Raw genomic sequence first — 18,925 nt, 5'->3', positions numbered from 1 at the left:
GCAGCCGTCCCGTCCTCCGGCGCGGTGCGTGCCGGAGGATGTGCCCGACGTCACAGGGCGCAACGGGAAGCAGGCGCCGTCCGTTGAAGTTGCAACTATTGACAGCAGGAGACGCCGGCCACCCAAGAGCGCGCCGGCACAGCGAAAGGGACGCCAATGACACTCGCCCACGATGAAGCAGTAATCGAGGCAGCCGCCGTCGACGCCATCTTTGCCGAAGCCCGCACGGCGAACGCCTTCACCGGCGACGTCACCGACGAGCAGGCCCGCGCGATCTACGAACTGACGAAGTTCGGCCCCACGGCCTTCAACTCCCAGCCGCTGCGCGTTACGTACGTGCGCTCCGACGAAGCCCGCGCCACGCTCGTGGATGCACTGGCCGCCGGAAACCGCGCCAAGACGGCATCAGCGCCGCTCGTCGCGGTCCTGAGCTACGACACCGCCTGGCAGGACCAGTGGGATGCGTTCCTTCCCGGCTACAACGCCCCCAAGGCCATGTATGACGCCGCGCCGGATCTCGCCGCGGCCACGGGCAACAACAACGCCCACCTGCAGGCCGGCTACTTCATCCTCGCGGTCCGCACCCTGGGCCTCGCGGCCGGTCCCATGACGGGTGCCGACTTCGCCAAGATCGACGCCGCATTCTTCCCCGACGGGAGCCAGAAGAGCTTCCTGGTGGTCAACATCGGCCAGCCCGGAGCCGACGCATGGGGCGAAGCCAAGCCGAAATTCGCCTACGAGGACGTCGTCCGTACCGTCTAACAACCCCCGCGCCGCTAACCGGCACTGTCCTTCCACGGAGGTGCCTCCGGCACTGTGCTCTCGCGGAGGTGCCTCCGGCGCTGTGCTCTCGCGGAGGTGCCTCCGGCGCTGTGCTCTCGCGGAGGTGCCTCCGGCGCTGTGCTCTCGCGGAGGTGCCTCCGGCACCATGGGGGACAGGCCGGAGGCACGCGGGATGCGATTCTGCGGTTCAGCGCATGGCCCACATCCAAGGCCACTTCCCATTTTAGTCCGCGCCGTCGCCGCCGGCACTGTGCCTTTTCAGCGCCCGCCCGGCCCCGAAGGCGCCGCGGCGTGGCACACTTTTCCCATGCGGAACCTGATCGCGGTGGCCTTCGTGGAACCGGTAGCCGAGGGACTCGAGTTTCCCCGGGATGACTGGCCGCTGCACCTCACCCTGGTCAAGTTCGATGTGGTTAAGTCCGACGACATTGTGAAGTCCGGCGTCGTCGAATCCGGCCAGGAAACCCGTGCGGAACCCGGACCGGGCACGCCGCCGGCCGCGGGCGATCCGCTCGCCGAGCACATCGCCGCCCTCATGGCGGACCCGGTGGCCGCTGCCCTGGGCTGCCGGATCAGCGTGGGCGGCGAAGCCGGGTTCGGGCGCGCAGGGTCAATCCCGGTCAACCTGATTGAACCCAGCGAAGAGCTGCAGGTCCTCCACAACGAGCTGGTCCGGATCGTGGAGGAGCTTCCCGGCAGGATCTCCACGCCTGCCTACACCCTGGAAGGGTACCGCCCGCACGTCTCGCACCACGGCGACAAACGGCTCCAGCGGGGGGACACCTTCACGCTTGACCGGATAGCGCTCGTGGACATGGCACCCGACGGCGGGCACGCCACGCGCCGGATCCTGAAGTTGTGGACCGACAGCCAGTCGTAGCGCCAGTACGGCCTCCTGGAAGGGCTTGGACGTCATATCCGGGACCGCCGCGGTGAATTCTTGCGGACCGGTGCCATACTTGGGTCAACTTCGGTAGTCACTCGACGGTAATTCGACGGTTGTTCGAAGACGAAGTGAGTATTGCGGGCAGATCACGGCGGACCGGGGGGACCACTAAATGATGCTTGACACCGCCACACTGCGGGTTGCCTTGGCGCTTGTCGACCTCACACTGCTCATGCTTTTCTACTTCATTACGTTCCGGCGCACCCGATCGCCTTACAGCGGCTGGTGGTGCATGGCCCTGCTGCTGTTCCTGGTCGGCAACGCCGCGTACCTGCTGGGCGGGACAGTGCACCAGGTCTGGGCCAACCCGACCGGCAACGTCCTGCTGGTCGCCGCCGCCGCCAGCATCTGGGCCGGCGGGCGATCGCTCCGGGCCCCCTCACTCCGGCCCTGGCAACTCGCCGCGGCCCCCGGTGCCACCGCCGTCGCTTCGATCCTTGACCACCCGGCCACCAACGTCTGGGCGGGAGGCCCGGTGTACCTGGGGTTCATGGCCGTGTTGATCGGCATGGGATCCCGGGAGCTGTTCCTGCTCGAGCGCGACTACTCGCGGGTGCACCGTCCCCTCGCCGTGGGCGCCGGCATCCTGGCCGTCTTCTACGCGGGCCGCCTCGTCGCCTTTCTGACAGACGGGTCAGACGGGCAGGTCTTTACGTCGGTCTTCGGCACGGTGCCCATGACCGTTTTCTCGATGGTCACGCTCGTCGTTGCGTCTTTTACGATGGCGGAGCTGAGCTACGAACAGCAGACGCAGGATCTCCGGGCACGGGCCACCGTGGACGGCCTGACGGGCCTGCTCAACCGATCTGCCTTCCTGGACCTCGCCGAAAACGAACTGCGCCGTTTGCGCCGGACCGGAACAACGGCATCGCTCATCCTCGCGGACCTCGACCACTTCAAGGCCATCAACGACGAGTTCGGCCACTCTGCCGGGGACTCCGCACTGCAGGCGTTTGCCAGGGCCTGCGCCGGCACTGTCCGCTCCACCGACCTCGTGGGCCGCTACGGCGGCGAGGAATTCATCCTCCTGCTCCCTGGCGTCACGCCGGACCGGGCGCGGGAAATCTCTGCCGACATCAGCGTCCGGCTCCATCAATCCGGGTCCGCAGTCATTCCCCGGCTGCCCACCGTGAGCTACGGCATCGCGTCCACCGGCTCCGGACCTGGCGGCCTCGACGCCGCAGTGATCTCGGCCGACGCGGCCCTCTACCAGGCAAAGACGCTTGGCAGGGACCGCGCCGAGTTGGCCACCGGCGGCTGAACTACGAAATAACCCCGTCCACCAGCGCCTTCGCCTCGGCCTGGACCTGCTTGAGGTGCTCGGCACCCTTGAAGGACTCGGCGTAGATCTTGTAGACGTCCTCCGTGCCGGAGGGCCGGGCCGCGAACCAGGCGTTTTCGGTGACTACCTTGAGGCCGCCAATCGCGGCGCCGTTGCCCGGCGCTTCGGTCAGTTTGGCCGTGATCGTTTCGCCTGCCAGTTCGGTCGCGGTGACGTCCGACGGCGAGAGCTTGCCCAGCGCCGCTTTCTGTTCCCGGGTGGCGGCCGCGTCGATCCGGGCGTAGACGGGGTCGCCGAACTGGTCGGTGAGACCCTTGTACAGCTGCGACGGTGACTTGCCCGTTACCGCCGTGATCTCCGAGGCCAGCAGGGCCAGCAGGATGCCGTCCTTGTCGGTGGTCCAGACGCTCCCGTCCATCTTGTTAAAGGAGGCACCGGCGGATTCCTCGCCGCCGAAGGCGCCCTCTCCGGACAGCAGCCCGGGGACGAACCACTTGAAGCCCACGGGCACCTCGACAAGTTTGCGGCCGAGGCTCTCGGCCACGCGGTCGATGATAGAGGAGGAAACCAGGGTCTTGCCGATCACGGACTGCGGGTTCCAGCCGGTCCGGTGCCGGTACAGGTAATCGATGGCGACCGCGAGGTAATGGTTCGGGTTCATCAGCCCGCCCTGTCCATCAACAAAAGGGGTGACGATCCCGTGGCGGTCGGCGTCGGCGTCGTTGCCGGTGGCGACGTCGAAGGCTGCGGACCCATCCGCACCAACAGACATGCGGTTGATCAGGGACGCCATCGCCGACGGCGAGGAGCAGTCCATCCGGATCTTCTCGTCCCAGTCCAGCGTCATGAATGCCCACTGGGGGTCGACGGTGGGGTTGACCACGGTGAGGTTCAGGTGGTGGCGCTCACCGATCTCGCCCCAGTAGTCCACCGACGCTCCGCCCATCGGGTCGGCGCCGATCCGGACGCCCGCCTCACGGATCGCATTGAGATCCAGCACCGAGGGGAGGTCGTCCACGTAGCTGCTTAGGAAGTCGAACTTGCCGGTGGTCCCGGCGGCGAGGGCCTCGGCCACCGGGATCCGCTTGACGCCGCGCAGGCCGTTTTCCAGCAGTTCGTTGGCGCGGTTGGCGATCCACCCGGTGGCGTCGGTGTCCGCGGGGCCGCCGTGCGGGGGGTTGTACTTGAACCCGCCGTCGCCCGGAGGGTTGTGGCTCGGGGTCACCACGATGCCGTCGGCCTGCGGCGCGCCCGGGGCGGCATTCCGGTTGTGCGTCAGGATGGCGTGGCTCAGGGCGGGGGTGGGTGTGTAGCCGTGGCGGGCGTCGATGAGGACATGCACGCCGTTGGCGGCCAGCACCTCAAGGGCAGAGTTTTGTGCGGGCTCGCTCAGGCCATGCGTGTCCTTGGCCATGTAGAGGGGGCCGGTGATGCCCTGGCCCGCCCGGTATTCCACGATCGCCTGCGTGATGGCGAGGATGTGGGGTTCGTTGAAGGACGCCTTCAGGCTCGATCCCCGGTGCCCGGAGGTGCCGAAGGCCACCCGCTGGCCCGGGTCCGAGAGGTCCGGCGAAACGTCGTAGTACGCATCCAGAAGCGCAGTGAGGTCAACAAGGTCTTGGGGTTGGGCAACTGTGCCCGCGCGGCTAGCCATGGCACCAGCATGCCAGACGCGGACGGGGTGCAACACGGTTTCGCGCCAAACCCGTTCCTGTGACGAAAGAAAACCCGCCGATAGGCCCGGTCCCAAGCCAACCGTGCGGCGGTACGCTGGATCCACAGACTTCTTGAGGGGACAAGCCATGACTGAACAGCCAAAACAAGGCAAAGACGAGACCCCGGAGGGCTACCAGCCGACCCTGCGCCTCCCGGACCACCAACCCGACGTTCCGCCGGGGCAGGCGCCCCCCGCCGGCCAGGACCAGGGACCGTCGGCCACGCAGCAGTTCGCGCAACCCGAATCCCCGCAACAGCCCTATACAGGCCAGCAACCGGACACGGGCCAGCAGCCCCACGTCGGCCAGCAGCCCTACACCGGCCAGCAGCCCTACACCGGCCAGCAGCCCTACACCGGCCAGCAGCCGGACACGGGTCAGCAGCCTCACGTCGGCCAGCAGCCCTACGCCGGCCAGGCGGGCCCTGACCGCGGCCAGTACTCAAGTCCGTACCCTCCGATTTACGGCCAGCCGGCCGCGCCATATGGCCAGCCGTCGCCGTACGCCCAGCCGGGCAGCCCCAACGCCTACGGCCAGCCCGCGTACTACGGCGCGCCGCCGGCGCCCAAGAGTCTGAGCATCGCCAGCATGTGCTGCGGCATCGCCGCGCTGGTGGGCTTCGGATTCTTCCTGCTCCCGCAGCTGGCCGCCGTGATCCTGGGGCACATGGCCCTGCGGCGCGAACCGGCCGGCCGGGGCATGGCGATCGCCGGCCTGGTGATGGGTTACGTGGGCATCGCCGTGACCATCCTGGTCCTGGTGATTTTCGGACTGGTCATCGGCACCGCGCGCAACAGCGGGTACGGCGCCTAGTCCTGCCCTGCGGCGCCGGAGCCGTGCAGGCTCAGCGCGTCAGCGCAGCCACCAGCGGTTTCGCGTTGGCCTCAAGCCAGGCGCGCCGGCGGTTGATTTGGCCGCCCACGCCGTCCTGCCACATCCGCGCCCAGCCGCCGCCCAGGGCTGCGGCGTTGTGCCGCATCCGTTCGTAGCTGAGGGCCGCGGCGTCGATCCCGGCGCCGGGCAGCCGGCGTCGTTCATCCTCGCTCCAGCCGTAGGCGTCGGCGAAGACGCGCAGCCGGTGGAACGGGTCCTGGTCTTCCCAGCCCGGCCACGCATCTGACGGGTCGCGGAGCGGCACCCAGTGCATGGCAGTGTTGAGCGAATCGTGCAGCGCCGTGGCGGGCCCGGCAAGGTCGAAATCCACCAGTCCGGCGGCCATGCCGGCCCGGACCACCACGTTCTGGGGTGTCACGTCCAGATGGCAGATGAGTCCGGCGGCATCGGTGGGGTTCGGCCGGACCGGCCGGGGCGGGAACGCGTGGCCCTGCGGCACGAAGCCGGCGGACGCGGTGTGCAGGCGCCGGACCAGGCGGGCCACGGAGGCCAGCAGGTCCTCGGACTGCACCCAGGCTTCCGGCGGCGACCCGGCGCAGTTTCCCGGCACGAAGGTCAGGACATCCCGGCCCTGCGGGTCGCGGCCGAGGAAGCGGGGGGATCCCTCAAAACCGGCGTCGTCCAGCCAGTCGAGGTACTCGGCGACGGCGAGGGATTGCGGCTGGTGCGGGCGGCGGATGGTTCCGCCAACCCGCACCACGCCGTCGGTGACATCGCCTGCCGGCATGAGTTCGACGTCGGACGCCTCGCCGGGGGCGGGGGTGTAGACGCGCGAAGCAACCGGAACGCGTTGTGCGGGGCTCATCGGGTCAGCGTACGCCGCCCATGAGCTTCTTGATCGCCGGTGAGGCCACTGCCAGGCCCACAGCCAGCAGGATGGCGGTGCCGCCCACGCCGATGAAGTACGGCAGTTCGTCCTCCGGGTTGTACAGGCCTGACAGGATGCCGGCCAGTGTGGTGCCCAGGGACACGGACAGGAAGAACAGCGCCACCATCTGGGTGTGGAAGGCCTTCGGCGCCAGCTTGGTGGTGACGGAGAGCCCGATGGGGGACAGGAACAGTTCCGCCAAAGTGAACAGCAGCAGGATTCCGGCCAGTGCCAGCAGGGGGGTCTTCCCGTCGCCGGAGAGCGGAATGAACGCCAGGAAGGCCAGGCCCATCACGAACAGGCCGATGGAGAATTTCAGCGCCGAACCCGGCTGCTTGCGGCCGAGCCGGGTCCAGAGGGCCGCCATGATGCCGGCGAAGATGATGATGAACACCGGGTTGATGGACTGGACCCAGGCGGCCGGCATTTCCCAACCGAACAGGTTCCGGTCCAGCTTCTCCTCCGAGTACACGGCGATGAAGGTGAACTGCTGCTGGAACAGGGCCCAGAACGCGGCTGAGGCGATGTACAGCGGGATGAACGCTGCGACGCGTCCGCGTTCGGTGGCGGTGACCTTCTTGCTGCTGAAGATCAGGGTGAAGTAGAGAACGGAAGCGCCGATTGCGGCGTAGGCCATGGAGGTGGCCAGGTTCTCGGCGTTGACGGTGCCGGTCAGGAGCAGCACCGCGATGACCGCGGCGATCCCGGCGAAGATCAGGCCGTACTTCTTACGCTGCCCATCCGGGAGGGGGTGCGCCACCCGGTGGCTCTGGGTGGGGAGCTTGCTGCGACCCCGGGCGTACACAACCAGGCCGACGGCCATGCCTACGGCGGCGGCGCCGAAGCCCCAGTGGAAGCCCTGGCTTTCCTGCAGCCAGCCGGTGACGAGGGGGCCGATCAGTGCGCCGGCGTTGATGCCCATGTAGAAGATGGAGAACCCGGCGTCGCGGCGTTCGTCCTTCTCCCCGTACAGGGTGCCGACGAGTGCGGTCGCGTTGGCCTTCAGCCCGCCGGAACCGACGCCGACCAGCACCAGGCCGGCGATGAGCCCGGACGTGCCCGGCACGAGGGCCAGGGCGATGTGGCCACCCATGATCATGATGGCCGAGCCGAACAGCACGCGCTCGGAACCGAACAGCCGGTCCGCGAGCCACGCACCCAGGATGGTGGAGAGGTACACGCCGCCGCCGTAGGCCCCGACGAGACCGGCCGCCAGGCCCTGGTCAATTCCGAGGCCGCCCTTTTCGGCGGAGAAGTACATGTAGTAGAGCAGGATTCCCTGCATGCCGTAGAAGGAGAAGCGCTCCCACATTTCTACGGAGAAGAGGCTGGCCAGCATCTTTGGGTGGCCAAAAAACGAGGTATCGGCCGGCGTTGTAGCGGGTCGAGTGTCTAAATGAGTTGTGCTCATTTACTTAATGCTGACATTGTGAAGCGCGATTGTCACATTCGCGGCAGGCCCGGGGCAAGTATCCCGGACGGCGTTTCGCCCGATTTTCCCGGATTTCGGCGCCCTGCCCGGCCCGCCGAAAGCCGCTGCGCAGCTGGTTCGGCGGGTGGGGTTCGGCGGGCCTGTCAACAGGCTGTCAGGAGGTCGTGGCGGCTGCCTCGCCGGTGTGCCCGCCGGCCGCCTCCCCGGTGTCCTCGCCGGCGTCGAACATGATGACCTGCCGGATGGCGTGGCCGTCTGCCAGCTGGTCCATCGCCTGGTTGATGTCGGCCAGGGCGATGCGGTCCGAGATCAGCTCCTCGACGGGCAGTTTCCCGTCCCGCCACAGCTGGGCGTATTTCGGGATGTCCCGCGATGGGACGGCGGAACCAAGGTAGCTGCCCACGATCGTCCGGGCTTCGGCGGTGACGGTCAGCGGCGCCAGCTGGGCGCGGGCATCGGGGGAGGGCAGCCCGGCCGTGACGGTGGTGCCGCCGGGGGAGGTGGCGGCGAACGCGGTTTCGAACGCGCGCGGATTTCCCGCGCACTCGATCACGAACCTGGCTTTGACCCCGGCGTCGAGGACCTGCTGCGGGGTGTACGTTTCGTGGGCGCCGAGGCGGCGGGCGTGATCGAGTTTCTGCTCCAGCGTGTCCACAGCGACAATCCTCGAGATTCCTTGCGAGATGGCGGTGATGAGCGCCGCCATGCCCACCCCTCCGAGCCCGACGATCATGATGCTGTCCTGCGGGCGGGGCCGGGCCGCGTTGAGCACCGCGCCGCCGCCGGTCAGCACGGCGCAGCCCAGCACTGCCGCAATGTCCGCGGGGATGTCGTCGTCCACCGGCACGGCGGAAGCGCGGTCCACGACGGCGTGGGTGGCGAAGCCGGAGACGCCCAGGTGGTGGTGGACGGGCTTGCCGTCGCGGCTCAGGAGCCTGGAGCCGTGCAGCAGGGTCCCGTCGTTGTTGCTCTTGGAGCCTGCCGTGCAGGGCAGCCGGCCGTCCTCGGCGCAGTTCGCGCAGTTCTCGCAGCGGGGCAGGAAGGACATGACCACGCGCTGGCCGGGCTGCAGGTCCGTGACGCCGGAACCGACCGTCACGATGCGGCCCGCGGCCTCGTGGCCCAGCAGCATGGGTACCGGCCGGACCCGGTTGCCGTCGACAACGCTCAGGTCCGAGTGGCAGATCCCGGCGGCCTCCATCCGGACGAGGATCTCGGTGGGCCCGGGAGCCGCCAGTTCCAGCTCGGAGATGCTGATCGGCTTTGATTCCGCGAAGGGGCGCGGGCGGCCGATTTCCTCAAGTACTGCACCGGTGATCTTCATCGATCCTCTTTCGCGGCCTGGTCGGGTTTGAGTGAACGATAGCCGCCTGCCGCTGCCAGCGTCCATTTGGCGGCCGACGGCGGTTTGCCGACAGTACGGTGCCAGACTGCCAGACTGCCAGACGGCCAGACTGCCGGACCCAGGCGCTGCCGCCCGTACGCCAGCGCCTGCCGCCGGCGTCGGATGCCGGTGCAAGAAAAACCCAAGGTAGCTCGACAAGAGTAAGACAATGGTTCGCTGGGGCAAGCTTTGTCGTCCCCCAAATTCGGCAGCGCCGGCCGCGGGGACATTGCCTTCACTCAGGTCGGCCTCCATCCCGCGGCTTCTCCAGTGGCACCGGTTCCTGATCGGTTTGGTGGTTTCCGGGCTGGTGGCAGCGGCTATGGTGCCTGCGCAGGCCGCAACGGTCATCTCCACTCTCCACGTATTTCTCGCGGTTGGGCAATCCAACATGTCCGGGCGGGGCCTTCCCATCGGCGGCACGGCAGACGCCGTGGACCCGCGCATCTTCCAGTACGGAGCGAACAACCGCACGTTCCGGCCTGCCACGGTACCGCTGGACATGCACGACACCCCCAGCGGTATTTCGCCCGCGACAACGATGGTCCGGGAGTATTTGAAAACCCAGCCCGCCGACGTCGGAGTCCTCATCATCCCCGCGGCCCACGGCGACACCTCGTTCACAAGCACGGCGGGAACCCTGACGTGGTCCGTTGGCGCCGCATCCGCCCCGGACTACGACCTGCCGGCGCTGGCGGTCAAGCAGACGATGAGCGGCATCGCGGCAGCGAAGGCGGCGGGCTACGCGGTCGACCTCAAAGGGATCCTGTGGCATCAGGGCGAGAGTAACTCCGCCACAAGCACCGCCTCCTACAGCGCGAAGCTGGACCAACTCATTGCCTTCTTCCGCAGCCGGCTGTCCGCGCCGACGCTGCCCTTTGTCGTCGGGCGCATGACGCCCGAAAGCATTGCCGGCATACCGGGCCGGGCCAATGTGGACAAGAGCCATTACCAAACCCCGGACCGCGTGGCATATACAGGTTTCGCGCCCTCGATGGCCTGCGCCCTGAACGTGGGGGACACCACCCACTTCTCGCGGGCGGGGATCGAATACCTCGGGCGGACATTTCTTGCCGCATATCGGCAAGCGGTCGCGAACACCCAGGCGTCGCCCGTCGCCACCCCGGCCCTCAGCGTGCCCAATTGTGCGGGACGGGCCATCGCCATGGACCCAACACGATTCCTGGACACCAGGATTTGGCCGGGCCGGGTGGCAGCGGGCAAGTCGGTGACTTTCCGCGTCGCCGGTGTGCGGGGCGTTCCAAAAAGCGTGTCCGCGGTGGTCGTGAATCTGACGGTGACCTCGGCGACGTCGTCCGGCGCCATCACCGCCTATGCCGCCGGAACGGCCAAACCGGGCATCTCGAACCTGAACTATGTTGCCGGGCGGACCGTTTCCCACCTCGCCACGGTGCCACTTGGGACGGACGGACGGCTGACGCTCACGAACACCTCATCCGGGTCCGTGCATTTGATCGCCGACGTGTCCGCGTACTTCCATGCCGGCACGCCGAGTGCCCCGGGGGTCTTCAGCGCTGTCAGGCCCACCCGGCTGCTCGACACGGGCTCCTCCTCCGGGGCCGTTGCCGGCGGACGGACGGTGTCCTTTGCAGCCGGCGGCACAACGGGTATCCCGGCCAACGCGTCGGCAGTGGTCCTGAAAATCACGGCATCCGGGACAAAGTCGCTCGGCTACCTGACCGCCTACGCCACGGGGTCCCCGATGCCGAGCACCTCCAATTTGAACTACTCGGCGGGACAGACGGTGTCCAACGTTGTTGTGGTTCCCGTCGGGACCGACGGGAAAGTGACGGTGGCGAACACCTCGTCCGGATCGGCGCAGGTCATCGCAGACGTCACCGGGTACTTCCTGCCCGGCATACCTACCCAGGTTGGCGCCCTGCGAGCCTTGAGCCCCACGCGGTTCCTGGACACGCGGGTCACCTCCGGCCCCGTCGCGGCGGGCGGCTCAGTCACGATCCACGTGCGCGGCGTCAAGGGGATTCCCACCACCGTGGCCGCCGTAGTAGTCAACCTGACCGTCACCGAGTCAAAATCCATCGGGTACCTCACTGCATTCGCCTCGGGCTCGTCCACGCCGAACGCCTCGAACCTCTCCTACCAGCGTGGTCAGGCGGTTGCTAACCTCGCAGTGGTCCCGGTGGGGCCGGACGGCAACGTCAAGATCACGAATACTTCGAGCGGCTCGGTGCAGATCATCGCCGACGTCGCCGGCTACTTCCGCGGGTAGGGCTGCGGTCCTGGACGGGGCCCGGTGGCTGGTTTTCTGTGCCCCACCGGGGGCATGCCCATTTTTGGTGCCCTCGCGTGGACGTTGGCTGGGTTTTTGTTGGGGACATGCCCATTTTTGGTGCCCTCGCGCGGACGTTGGCTGGGTTTTGTTGGGACATGCCCATTCTTGGTGCCCTCGCGCGGACAGGATGGCATTATGTCCACTCGTCTCCGCCACGGGTGGGCATGACCGTGATGAGCACTGGACATGTCCATCGCGCGGCGTGAGGAATGGGCACGTCCCCAGGCGTGGAGGATGGGCATGTCCCGTGGCCGGTGTGAGTTCCGGACATGTCCACTGCCAGGCGTCAGGAGTGGGCATGTCCCAGGTGAGTGCCGGGTCCTTGGCTAGAAGCCCAACTGGGCGGCCACCTGCAGCAGCAGACCCTCTGAGCCCATCGGCCCGATCAGCTGGATGCCCATCGGCAAGCCGGAACCCGGGGCGCCGCCGGTCCAGTGCACCGGGATGCTGATGGCCGGCAGCCCGCAGACGTTGACCATGGAAGACCACGGCGCGTATTCGCACTGTTTGCGGTAGTCGCCGTCGGCGTCGCCCGCCCATTCCGCGGCCGGCCAGTAGCCTCCGCCGTGGGTCGCGCCCGTGAACCAGCCCACCGGGCGGGGTGTCTGCGCCAGGGCCGGCGTCACTATGAGGTCCCAGTGGTTGTACTGGGCAATCGTGTCCTGCTGGAACTGCCGGAGGAACCCGAGGGATTCGTTGAGTTTGGCTGCGCTGCGCTGCTGTGCCCGCCGGCGGAAAGTCCTCGTGAGCGGCGTCAGGAGCGCCTCGCGCTGCGGCGAGATGCGCGCGCTGCCAATGCCTGCCGTCCAGGCTGTGGTGAAAGCCTCCGGGTAGCGGTTGTCATAGCGAATTGCGGCTTCCGAGGTCCCGTGCCCCGCCGCCTCCAGCCGCGAGACGCCGTCCGCCAGCGCGTCGAGCGCCTCACGGTCCGGAATGAAGGGAAACTTCGCTTGCCACGGGCTGTCCAGGCTTACGCCGATCCGCAGCCGGCCGGGCTCCCTGGAGGTCAGTTCGAGGTAGCTGGCGCCCGCCCGCCCGGCACCGGCCGGACCGTCCGCCCCGTGTTGGCCCGCACCACGGGGGTCCGGGCCGGGCACCAGGGCATCGAGCAGCAGTGCGGCGTCGGCGGCGGAGCGGGCGAGCGGTCCGGCAACTACGAGCTGTGCGGGATCGCCCGAGCTTTCCCCGGCCGGTACGAGCCCACGTCCGGGCTTCAGGCCGACCAGCCCGCACGCCGCGGCCGGGATCCGCACGGAGCCCCCGCCGTCGGACCCGGGGGCGAACGGCAACAGCCCCGCGGCCACGGCGGCAGCGCTGCCGCCCGAGGAGCCGCCCGAACTGCGGCTGAGTGCATGCGGATTGCGCGACGGCGGGGCGATCAGGTTCTCGCTGTAGGCGGTCAGGCCGAACTCCGGGACCTGCGTCTTGCCCAGCGAGAGCACCCCGGCGGCCTTGAGCGCGGCGGGCAGTGCGCCGTCGGCCAGGGCCGGCTTGCGTTCCAGGGCCGCGCTGCCATGCGTGGTGACGACCCCTGCCACATCCGTCAGGTCCTTGAAGGCGACCGGCATTCCATGCAGTGGGGGCAAAGCGCCGCCGCTTCGGCTCCGGAGGGCGTAGCGCCGGTCAGCAGCCGTGGCGTCCTTCCGCGCCTGTTCCGCGGTGACTGTAAGGAAGGCCCCGAGGTGCGGATTCTGGGCTTCAACGCGGTCCAGGAAGTGATCGGTGGCCGCCCTCGCGGACAGCTCCCCGGAACGGAGCGCATCGCGGAGCTCGACGGCGGAGAGTTCGTATATCTCAGCCAAGGAGGCGGGACTCCGGCCATACCCGGGGCCGGGAGGCCCGGATCCGCGGGGGACATGCCCATTCCTGGGGACAGCGGAACGACACAATGGCATCATGCCCAGCGCTCGCGGCCAGGGGAGGGCATGTCCCGTGGCGGGGGCCGCGGACCGGCCGCTCCGCGGGGTGTTCGGCAGCCATGAGTCTCCTTTGCGATCTCCAGAAGCGTAACGTGCCGCCAGCGAGGGTGCGCTGCCAACGCCGGAGGATACGCTGGGATCGGAGCTTGAATTCTGCGGAAAGGGTGAACATGAGCGACTTCCAGAGCGTAAGCGTGTCTGGCATCCCCGAGGGTGCCAAGATCGTGGACGTCCGCGAGGACTACGAATGGGTTGCGGGCCACGCCGAGGGGGCCCTGCACATTCCCATGGACCAGTTGCCGGCCCGGCTCGAGGAGCTGGACCCGGACGAGGACGTCTACGTCATTTGCCGTACGGGCGGCCGCTCCTTCCGGGCCACCCAGTGGCTGGTGGGCATGGGGTATTCCGCCGTGAATGTGGCCGGCGGCATGGACCAGTGGGTCGAGACCGGCCTGCCGCTGGTATCCGACAACGGCCTCAAACCGGTCGTCCTGTAACTGAGTCCTGTAACTGAACAAGGAAGAACTGATGCCCGCACCAACGCCCACCTACACATTCCTTGGACCCGAGGGCACCTTCACCGAGGCGGCCCTGATGCAGGTCCCGGACGCGGCGGAGGCCATCCGAATCCCGTCCTCGAATGTGAACACGGCGCTGGACAGGGTGCGGGACGGCTCCGCCGACGCGGCCATGGTGCCGATCGAAAACTCGGTCGAGGGCGGGGTCACAGCCACCCTCGACGCCATCGCCACCGGCCAGGAACTCAGGATCCTCCGGGAGGCCCTGGTGCCCATCAGCTTCGTCCTCGTGGCAAGGCCCGGCGTGGCGCTCGGGGACATCCGGCGCGTCTCCACCCACGGCCATGCCTGGGCCCAGTGCAGGCTCTGGGTGGACGCCAATATTCCCAATGCGGAATACATCCCTGGTTCTTCCACCGCCGCTGCCGCCATGGGCTTGCTGGACGGTGACGGCGCCCATTACGACGCCGCGATCTGCGCCCCGATCGTGGCCACCGAACAGCCGGGTTTGACGGTGCTGGCGGAAAACATCGGCGACAACCCCGGCGCCGTCACCCGGTTCGTGCTTGTGGGCCGTCCGGGCGAACTGCCGGCCCCCACCGGTGCGGACAAGACCACTGTCGTGGTGCCGCTGCCCGAAGACCGGCCGGGTGCGCTGATGGAGATCCTGGACCAGTTCGCCACCCGCGGCGTGAACCTGAGCCGGATCGAATCCCGGCCCACCGGGCAGTACCTGGGCCACTATTTCTTCAGCATTGACGCCGACGGCCATGTGGCCGACGCCCGGGTGGCCGACGCGCTCGCGGGTCTCCACCGGATCAGCCCGGCCACCCGCTTCCTCGGGTCCTACCAGCGTGCGGACGGCCACCGGACCAGCGTCGCGCCGCACACCTCGGACCAGGCATTCCGCGCGGCGCATGCGTGGGTGAAAGACATACTGGGCGGCGCATCTGCTGTGCCGGAATATACCCCGGAGGCTTCGCCCACAGCGTAGGCAAATGCCATATGGCGCTATTCCACGCCCTCCCAACTGTGCGTATGCTTGCCTGATCCATATTGGGGAAATCCCCTACGGGAGGAGCGGGTCATGTCAGGCACCAGCACAGAAAATGACGGCCAGGGAATGATTGTCAATCCCAAGCCGACAGCTGAAAACCAGGACTGGGACGGCGATGACGCCGACCGCGCGGACCGCCTGCGCTTCGAAGAGGAGCAGGCAATGATCCGGGAACAGTCCGAAGCCCGGGCCGCCAAGGCTGCAGCAGAGGCAAAGAAGGCGGCAGAGGCGAAGAAGGCCGCCAGCGCCTAGGGGCGTGCTCCGCCCGCCCGCGCTCCGGCCGCCGTCGGCCTAGCGGCCGACGGCGCCGTCCTTGACCCGGACCAGCAGTGAGCCCGGGTCCACCTCTACGGTGACCCGGGTGGCCTCGCCGGAAGGATCGCCGTCGACCTGGGTGGGCATAGGTTCCGGGCACCGGATGGTGATCTTGCCGCAGCGGTAATACGCCATGACCGGCAGGTCCTTCTTGTGCTTCAGGACGATCTTTGTGTACATGGCCAGCCAGCCGATAGCACTGCGCGGGCTCATCACCACCACGTCCAGCATCCCGTCATCGATCATGGCCTGCGGGATGAAGTCGATTCCCCCCGGTATCAGGCCGCAGTTCGCGAACAGGACGCTGCGGATCTTCCGGGCCTGCTCCGGCTGCCCATCCAGCTCGATGGAGACCTTCTTGCGGCGCCCCAGGAGGTGCCGGGCCCCGGCTTCCGTATAGGCCAGCCAGCCCACCGCCCTCTTTAGGCCGTCAAGGGTGTCGCTGACCACCTCGGCGTCCATGCCGATGCCCGCAATCACCAGGAACGTGTGTTGCGCGGACTCCCCGGTGCGTGAATTTTCCAGGGTGAGCCGCGCCGTATCGATGAACCGCTGGTGCCCGAACAGGGCGGCCTGCACGTTGCCGGGGAGGTCGTTGACCTCCAGATGCACATTGCGGGCCAGGAGGTTCGCGGTGCCCAGCGGGATGACGCCCATGGCCGTGTCCGTCCCGGCGAGGACCTCCGCCACAACGCGCACGGTACCGTCGCCGCCGCCGGCCAGGACGACGTCGGCCCCGTAGGCCACCGCAGCCCGCGCCTGCGAGAAGCCGGGGTCCTCCGCGGTGGTTTCAAAGACCCGGGGCGCCGGCCAGCCGGCCGCCGCGCACTCGGCCTCAATCAGGCCCCGGGCCTCGGCAGACTTGGCCTTGATGGGGTTCAGGACCACGGCCACCTTCTGGAGGCCCGGTCCCGGGCTGTGGGTTTCCTCCCACACGGCACGGCGGGTGTGCTTGGCCTTCAGCCGGCGCACCCCCCACCAGCTGGAGGCGGCAAAGACCAGGACCCCAGCGATGACGAGGTAGAGCAGCCAGTCGCGCATTGTGATCCAACAGTATCCCGCCAGCGCAGGCAGGCAGGCCTGCCGGGCAACCGTGACCGGATTGGATACTCTTGTCTGGTGATCGACGTAAAAGACCTCAGCGAAAATCCGGACAAGTTCCGTGCCAGCCAGCGCGCCCGCGGCGCCGACGAATCCGCGGTGGACGCGATCATCGCTGGGGACTCGGCCCGGCGCGCAGCCCTGATCCGGTTCGAGAACCTGCGGGCCGAGCAGAATGCGTACGGCAAGAAGGTCGCGCAGGCCAAGGGCGAGGAAAAGCAGGCCCTCCTCGCCGAGGTCAAGGCTCTGGCGGCCTCCGTCAAAGCGGCATCGGGCGAGGCCGATCTCGTCCAGGCCGCCCAGGACGAACTCCTCCGAACCATCCCCAACCTGATCGAGGACGGCGTCCCGGCAGGCGGCGAGGACGACTACATCGTGGTCAAGACGGTGGGCACGCCGCGCGAATTCCCCGACTTCGAGCCGAAGGACCACCTCGAGATCGGTGAGCTGATCGGGGCCATCGACATGGAACGCGGGGCGAAGGTTTCCGGTTCACGCTTCTACTTCCTGCGCGGCGTCGGCGCCCGGCTGGAAATGGCGCTGCTCCAGATGGCCATGGAGCAGGCGATCGACGCCGGGTTCGTCCCCATGATCACGCCCACGCTGGTCCGCCCGGAAACCATGCAGGGCACCGGCTTTGACGTAAAGCACGACGCCGAGATCTACCGTCTCGCCGAAGACGACCTGTACCTCGTGGGCACCTCGGAGGTGGCCCTCGCCGGCTACCACGCCGACGAGATCCTGGACCTTTCGGCCGGCCCCATCCGCTACGCGGGCCAGAGCTCGTGCTACCGGCGCGAGGCGGGCTCGCACGGCAAGGACACCCGGGGCATCATCCGGGTCCACCAGTTCAACAAGGTGGAGATGTTCATCTACACCACGGTTGAGGACGCTGCCGCCGAGCACGCCCGCCTGCTGGCGTGGGAAGAGGAGATGCTGGCCAAGTGCGAGCTTCCGTACCGCGTCATTGACACCGCCGCCGGCGATCTGGGCAATTCCGCGGCCCGGAAGTTTGACTGTGAGGCCTGGGTCCCCACCCAGGGCGCATACCGGGAGTTGACCTCGACCTCGAACTGCACGACGTTCCAGGCGCGCCGGCTGAACATCCGGGAACGGGTTGTCAATGAGGACGGTGCGCCCAAGGGCACGCGGGCAGTCGCCACGCTCAACGGCACCCTGGCCACCACCCGCTGGATCGTGGCCATCCTGGAGCACCACCAGAACCCCGACGGCTCCGTCAACGTCCCGGCCGCCCTGCAGAAGTACCTCGGCGGCATGACCGTCTTCCCCGTCCTCTAGCCCAGGTCCCAACCCCCAGGCAGGCCTCCGACGGCCGCCGGGTAAACACTCACACTGGGGACAGGCTGTGGGTGTTTACCGCGAGTTCACGCCTTGCTGTGGCGTGTGTCCTAGCGGCAGTCGGGGCTCTCTGCTCTACTTGTGAGATGACAACAATGACTGAATCCTCAGTCGCCGGCAACGATGACCGGCGCACCACTAACCAGAACACGGCAGCCCAGAACACGGCAGCCCAGAACACGGCGGACCAAGCCAGCGCGGCCCGGGTGGGAAACTCCCGGAACGGCGCCGGCGACAAGATGATGATCGCCCTGGACGTCGATGGCACCCTCGTGGACCACGACGGGCACATGTCGGTTCCTGTCCGCGAGGCCGCCCAGGCCGTCGTGGCGGCCGGCCACCACGTGATGATCGCGACCGGCCGCTCGCTCAACGCCACATTGCCCGTCATCGAACACATCGGGATCGAGAACGGCTACGCCGTGTGCTCCAACGGCGGTGTGATCCTGCGCGTCGACTCCGGCCTGCCCGAGGGCTACGAAATCCTCCACAAGGCAACCTTTGACCCCGGGCCGGTCCTTCGCGCCCTGCGCAAGCGGCTGCCCTCGGCCAAGTACGCGCTCGAGGACGAGGACGGCAACTTCCTGTCCACCGAACGCTTCCAGGACGCCAGCTTCGGCGTCGAAGCGGTCGGCGTCGACTTCCACACCATGCTGGAGGCAACCGCCGTGCGCGTGGTGGTCTTCAGCTCGGAGAACACACCCGAAGAATTCAACACCGCGATCCGCCACATCGGGCTCGCCGGCGTCACGTATTCGGTGGGCTGGACGGCGTGGCTGGACATCGCCGCTGCCGGTGTCACGAAGGCCAGCGCGCTGGAACAGCTTCGCGACCGGCTCAGCATCGAAACCCACCGCACTGTCGCCGTCGGCGACGGCCGCAACGACATCGAAATGCTGACCTGGGCGCGCCGCGGCGTGGCCATGGGCCAGGCCCCCGTTGAAGTGATTGCCGCCGCGGATGAAGTGACGAAATCGGTCTACGACGACGGCGCCGCGCACGTGCTTCGCAGCCTCCTCTAAGGCCTCGAAGACGCAG

At 67.9% G+C, this 18,925-nt stretch carries 16 protein-coding genes; 10 read left to right on the top strand and 6 right to left on the bottom strand.

Annotated elements, in window-relative coordinates; all coding sequences use genetic code 11:
• The first annotated feature begins 156 nt into the window (after positions 1 to 156).
• The 3 genes from C566_RS0113920 (at position 157) to C566_RS0113910 (ending at position 2,990) form a co-directional block, all read left to right on the top strand.
• Complete coding sequence (locus C566_RS0113920; protein ID WP_018774961.1) at positions 157 to 762, top strand: malonic semialdehyde reductase; 606 nt, start codon at positions 157 to 159, stop codon at positions 760 to 762.
• A gap of 328 nt (positions 763 to 1,090) precedes the next feature.
• Positions 1,091 to 1,663: a 2'-5' RNA ligase family protein gene (locus tag C566_RS0113915; protein WP_018774960.1), complete on the top strand. Its 573-nt coding sequence runs from the start codon at positions 1,091 to 1,093 to the stop codon at positions 1,661 to 1,663.
• Positions 1,664 to 1,841: 178 nt separating this feature from the next.
• Entirely contained in the window at positions 1,842 to 2,990 is a 1,149-nt protein-coding gene (locus C566_RS0113910; protein ID WP_018774959.1) for a GGDEF domain-containing protein, read from the top strand.
• Between the two features lies 1 nt (position 2,991).
• Here the strand turns inward: C566_RS0113910 and pgm are convergent, their stop codons facing one another.
• The gene (gene pgm, locus C566_RS0113905) at positions 2,992 to 4,665 is read right to left on the bottom strand and encodes a phosphoglucomutase (alpha-D-glucose-1,6-bisphosphate-dependent) (RefSeq protein ID WP_018774958.1); all 1,674 of its coding nucleotides are present in this window, start codon (positions 4,663 to 4,665) and stop codon (positions 2,992 to 2,994) included.
• A gap of 148 nt (positions 4,666 to 4,813) precedes the next feature.
• Here pgm and C566_RS0113900 point away from each other — a divergent pair, with 148 nt between their 5' ends.
• Positions 4,814 to 5,539 (top strand): DUF4190 domain-containing protein, encoded by a 726-nt coding sequence (locus C566_RS0113900; protein ID WP_018774957.1) that lies wholly within the window; start codon positions 4,814 to 4,816, stop codon positions 5,537 to 5,539.
• Between the two features lie 31 nt (positions 5,540 to 5,570).
• On the opposite strand, the gene C566_RS0113895 is transcribed toward C566_RS0113900, so the two are convergent.
• The 3 genes from C566_RS0113895 to C566_RS0113885 all read right to left on the bottom strand — a co-directional run bounded on the left by C566_RS0113895 (position 5,571) and on the right by C566_RS0113885 (position 9,244).
• The gene (locus tag C566_RS0113895) at positions 5,571 to 6,425 is read right to left on the bottom strand and encodes a phosphotransferase (RefSeq protein ID WP_018774956.1); all 855 of its coding nucleotides are present in this window, start codon (positions 6,423 to 6,425) and stop codon (positions 5,571 to 5,573) included.
• A gap of 4 nt (positions 6,426 to 6,429) precedes the next feature.
• Positions 6,430 to 7,899: a peptide MFS transporter gene (locus C566_RS0113890; RefSeq protein WP_026266697.1), complete on the bottom strand. Its 1,470-nt coding sequence runs from the start codon at positions 7,897 to 7,899 to the stop codon at positions 6,430 to 6,432.
• A gap of 175 nt (positions 7,900 to 8,074) precedes the next feature.
• On the bottom strand, positions 8,075 to 9,244 hold the full coding sequence (locus tag C566_RS0113885) for an alcohol dehydrogenase catalytic domain-containing protein (RefSeq protein WP_018774954.1): 1,170 nt from the start codon (positions 9,242 to 9,244) through the stop codon (positions 8,075 to 8,077).
• A gap of 382 nt (positions 9,245 to 9,626) precedes the next feature.
• On the opposite strand from C566_RS0113885, the gene C566_RS22145 reads away from it, so the two are divergent.
• Positions 9,627 to 11,555 (top strand): sialate O-acetylesterase, encoded by a 1,929-nt coding sequence (locus C566_RS22145; RefSeq protein ID WP_018774953.1) that lies wholly within the window; start codon positions 9,627 to 9,629, stop codon positions 11,553 to 11,555.
• Between the two features lie 389 nt (positions 11,556 to 11,944).
• On the opposite strand, the gene C566_RS0113875 is transcribed toward C566_RS22145, so the two are convergent.
• On the bottom strand, positions 11,945 to 13,420 hold the full coding sequence (locus C566_RS0113875; RefSeq protein WP_018774952.1) for an amidase: 1,476 nt from the start codon (positions 13,418 to 13,420) through the stop codon (positions 11,945 to 11,947).
• A 287-nt stretch (positions 13,421 to 13,707) separates the two neighbouring features.
• Between C566_RS0113875 and C566_RS0113870 the strand changes: the two genes are divergently transcribed.
• The 3 genes from C566_RS0113870 to C566_RS0113860 all read left to right on the top strand — a co-directional run bounded on the left by C566_RS0113870 (position 13,708) and on the right by C566_RS0113860 (position 15,364).
• A complete protein-coding gene (locus C566_RS0113870; RefSeq protein ID WP_018774951.1) occupies positions 13,708 to 14,034 on the top strand; it encodes a rhodanese-like domain-containing protein in 327 nt (108 codons plus the stop codon).
• A gap of 31 nt (positions 14,035 to 14,065) precedes the next feature.
• Positions 14,066 to 15,049 carry a prephenate dehydratase gene (pheA, locus tag C566_RS0113865; RefSeq protein WP_018774950.1) on the top strand — a complete coding sequence of 328 codons (984 nt, stop codon included), beginning with the start codon at positions 14,066 to 14,068 and terminating at the stop codon, positions 15,047 to 15,049.
• A 93-nt stretch (positions 15,050 to 15,142) separates the two neighbouring features.
• Positions 15,143 to 15,364 carry a hypothetical protein gene (locus C566_RS0113860; protein WP_018774949.1) on the top strand — a complete coding sequence of 74 codons (222 nt, stop codon included), beginning with the start codon at positions 15,143 to 15,145 and terminating at the stop codon, positions 15,362 to 15,364.
• A gap of 39 nt (positions 15,365 to 15,403) precedes the next feature.
• Here the strand turns inward: C566_RS0113860 and C566_RS0113855 are convergent, their stop codons facing one another.
• A complete protein-coding gene (locus tag C566_RS0113855) occupies positions 15,404 to 16,468 on the bottom strand; it encodes a diacylglycerol/lipid kinase family protein (RefSeq protein ID WP_018774948.1) in 1,065 nt (354 codons plus the stop codon).
• Positions 16,469 to 16,546: 78 nt separating this feature from the next.
• Here C566_RS0113855 and serS point away from each other — a divergent pair, with 78 nt between their 5' ends.
• Positions 16,547 to 17,827: a serine--tRNA ligase gene (gene serS / locus C566_RS0113850; protein ID WP_018774947.1), complete on the top strand. Its 1,281-nt coding sequence runs from the start codon at positions 16,547 to 16,549 to the stop codon at positions 17,825 to 17,827.
• Between the two features lie 146 nt (positions 17,828 to 17,973).
• On the top strand, positions 17,974 to 18,909 hold the full coding sequence (locus C566_RS0113845) for an HAD family hydrolase (protein ID WP_026266696.1): 936 nt from the start codon (positions 17,974 to 17,976) through the stop codon (positions 18,907 to 18,909).
• Positions 18,910 to 18,925 lie beyond the last annotated feature (16 nt).

Source organism: Arthrobacter sp. 131MFCol6.1 (genome assembly GCF_000374925.1).
Taxonomy (GTDB): domain Bacteria; phylum Actinomycetota; class Actinomycetes; order Actinomycetales; family Micrococcaceae; genus Arthrobacter.
This window is presented reverse-complemented; position numbering and strand designations above follow the sequence as displayed.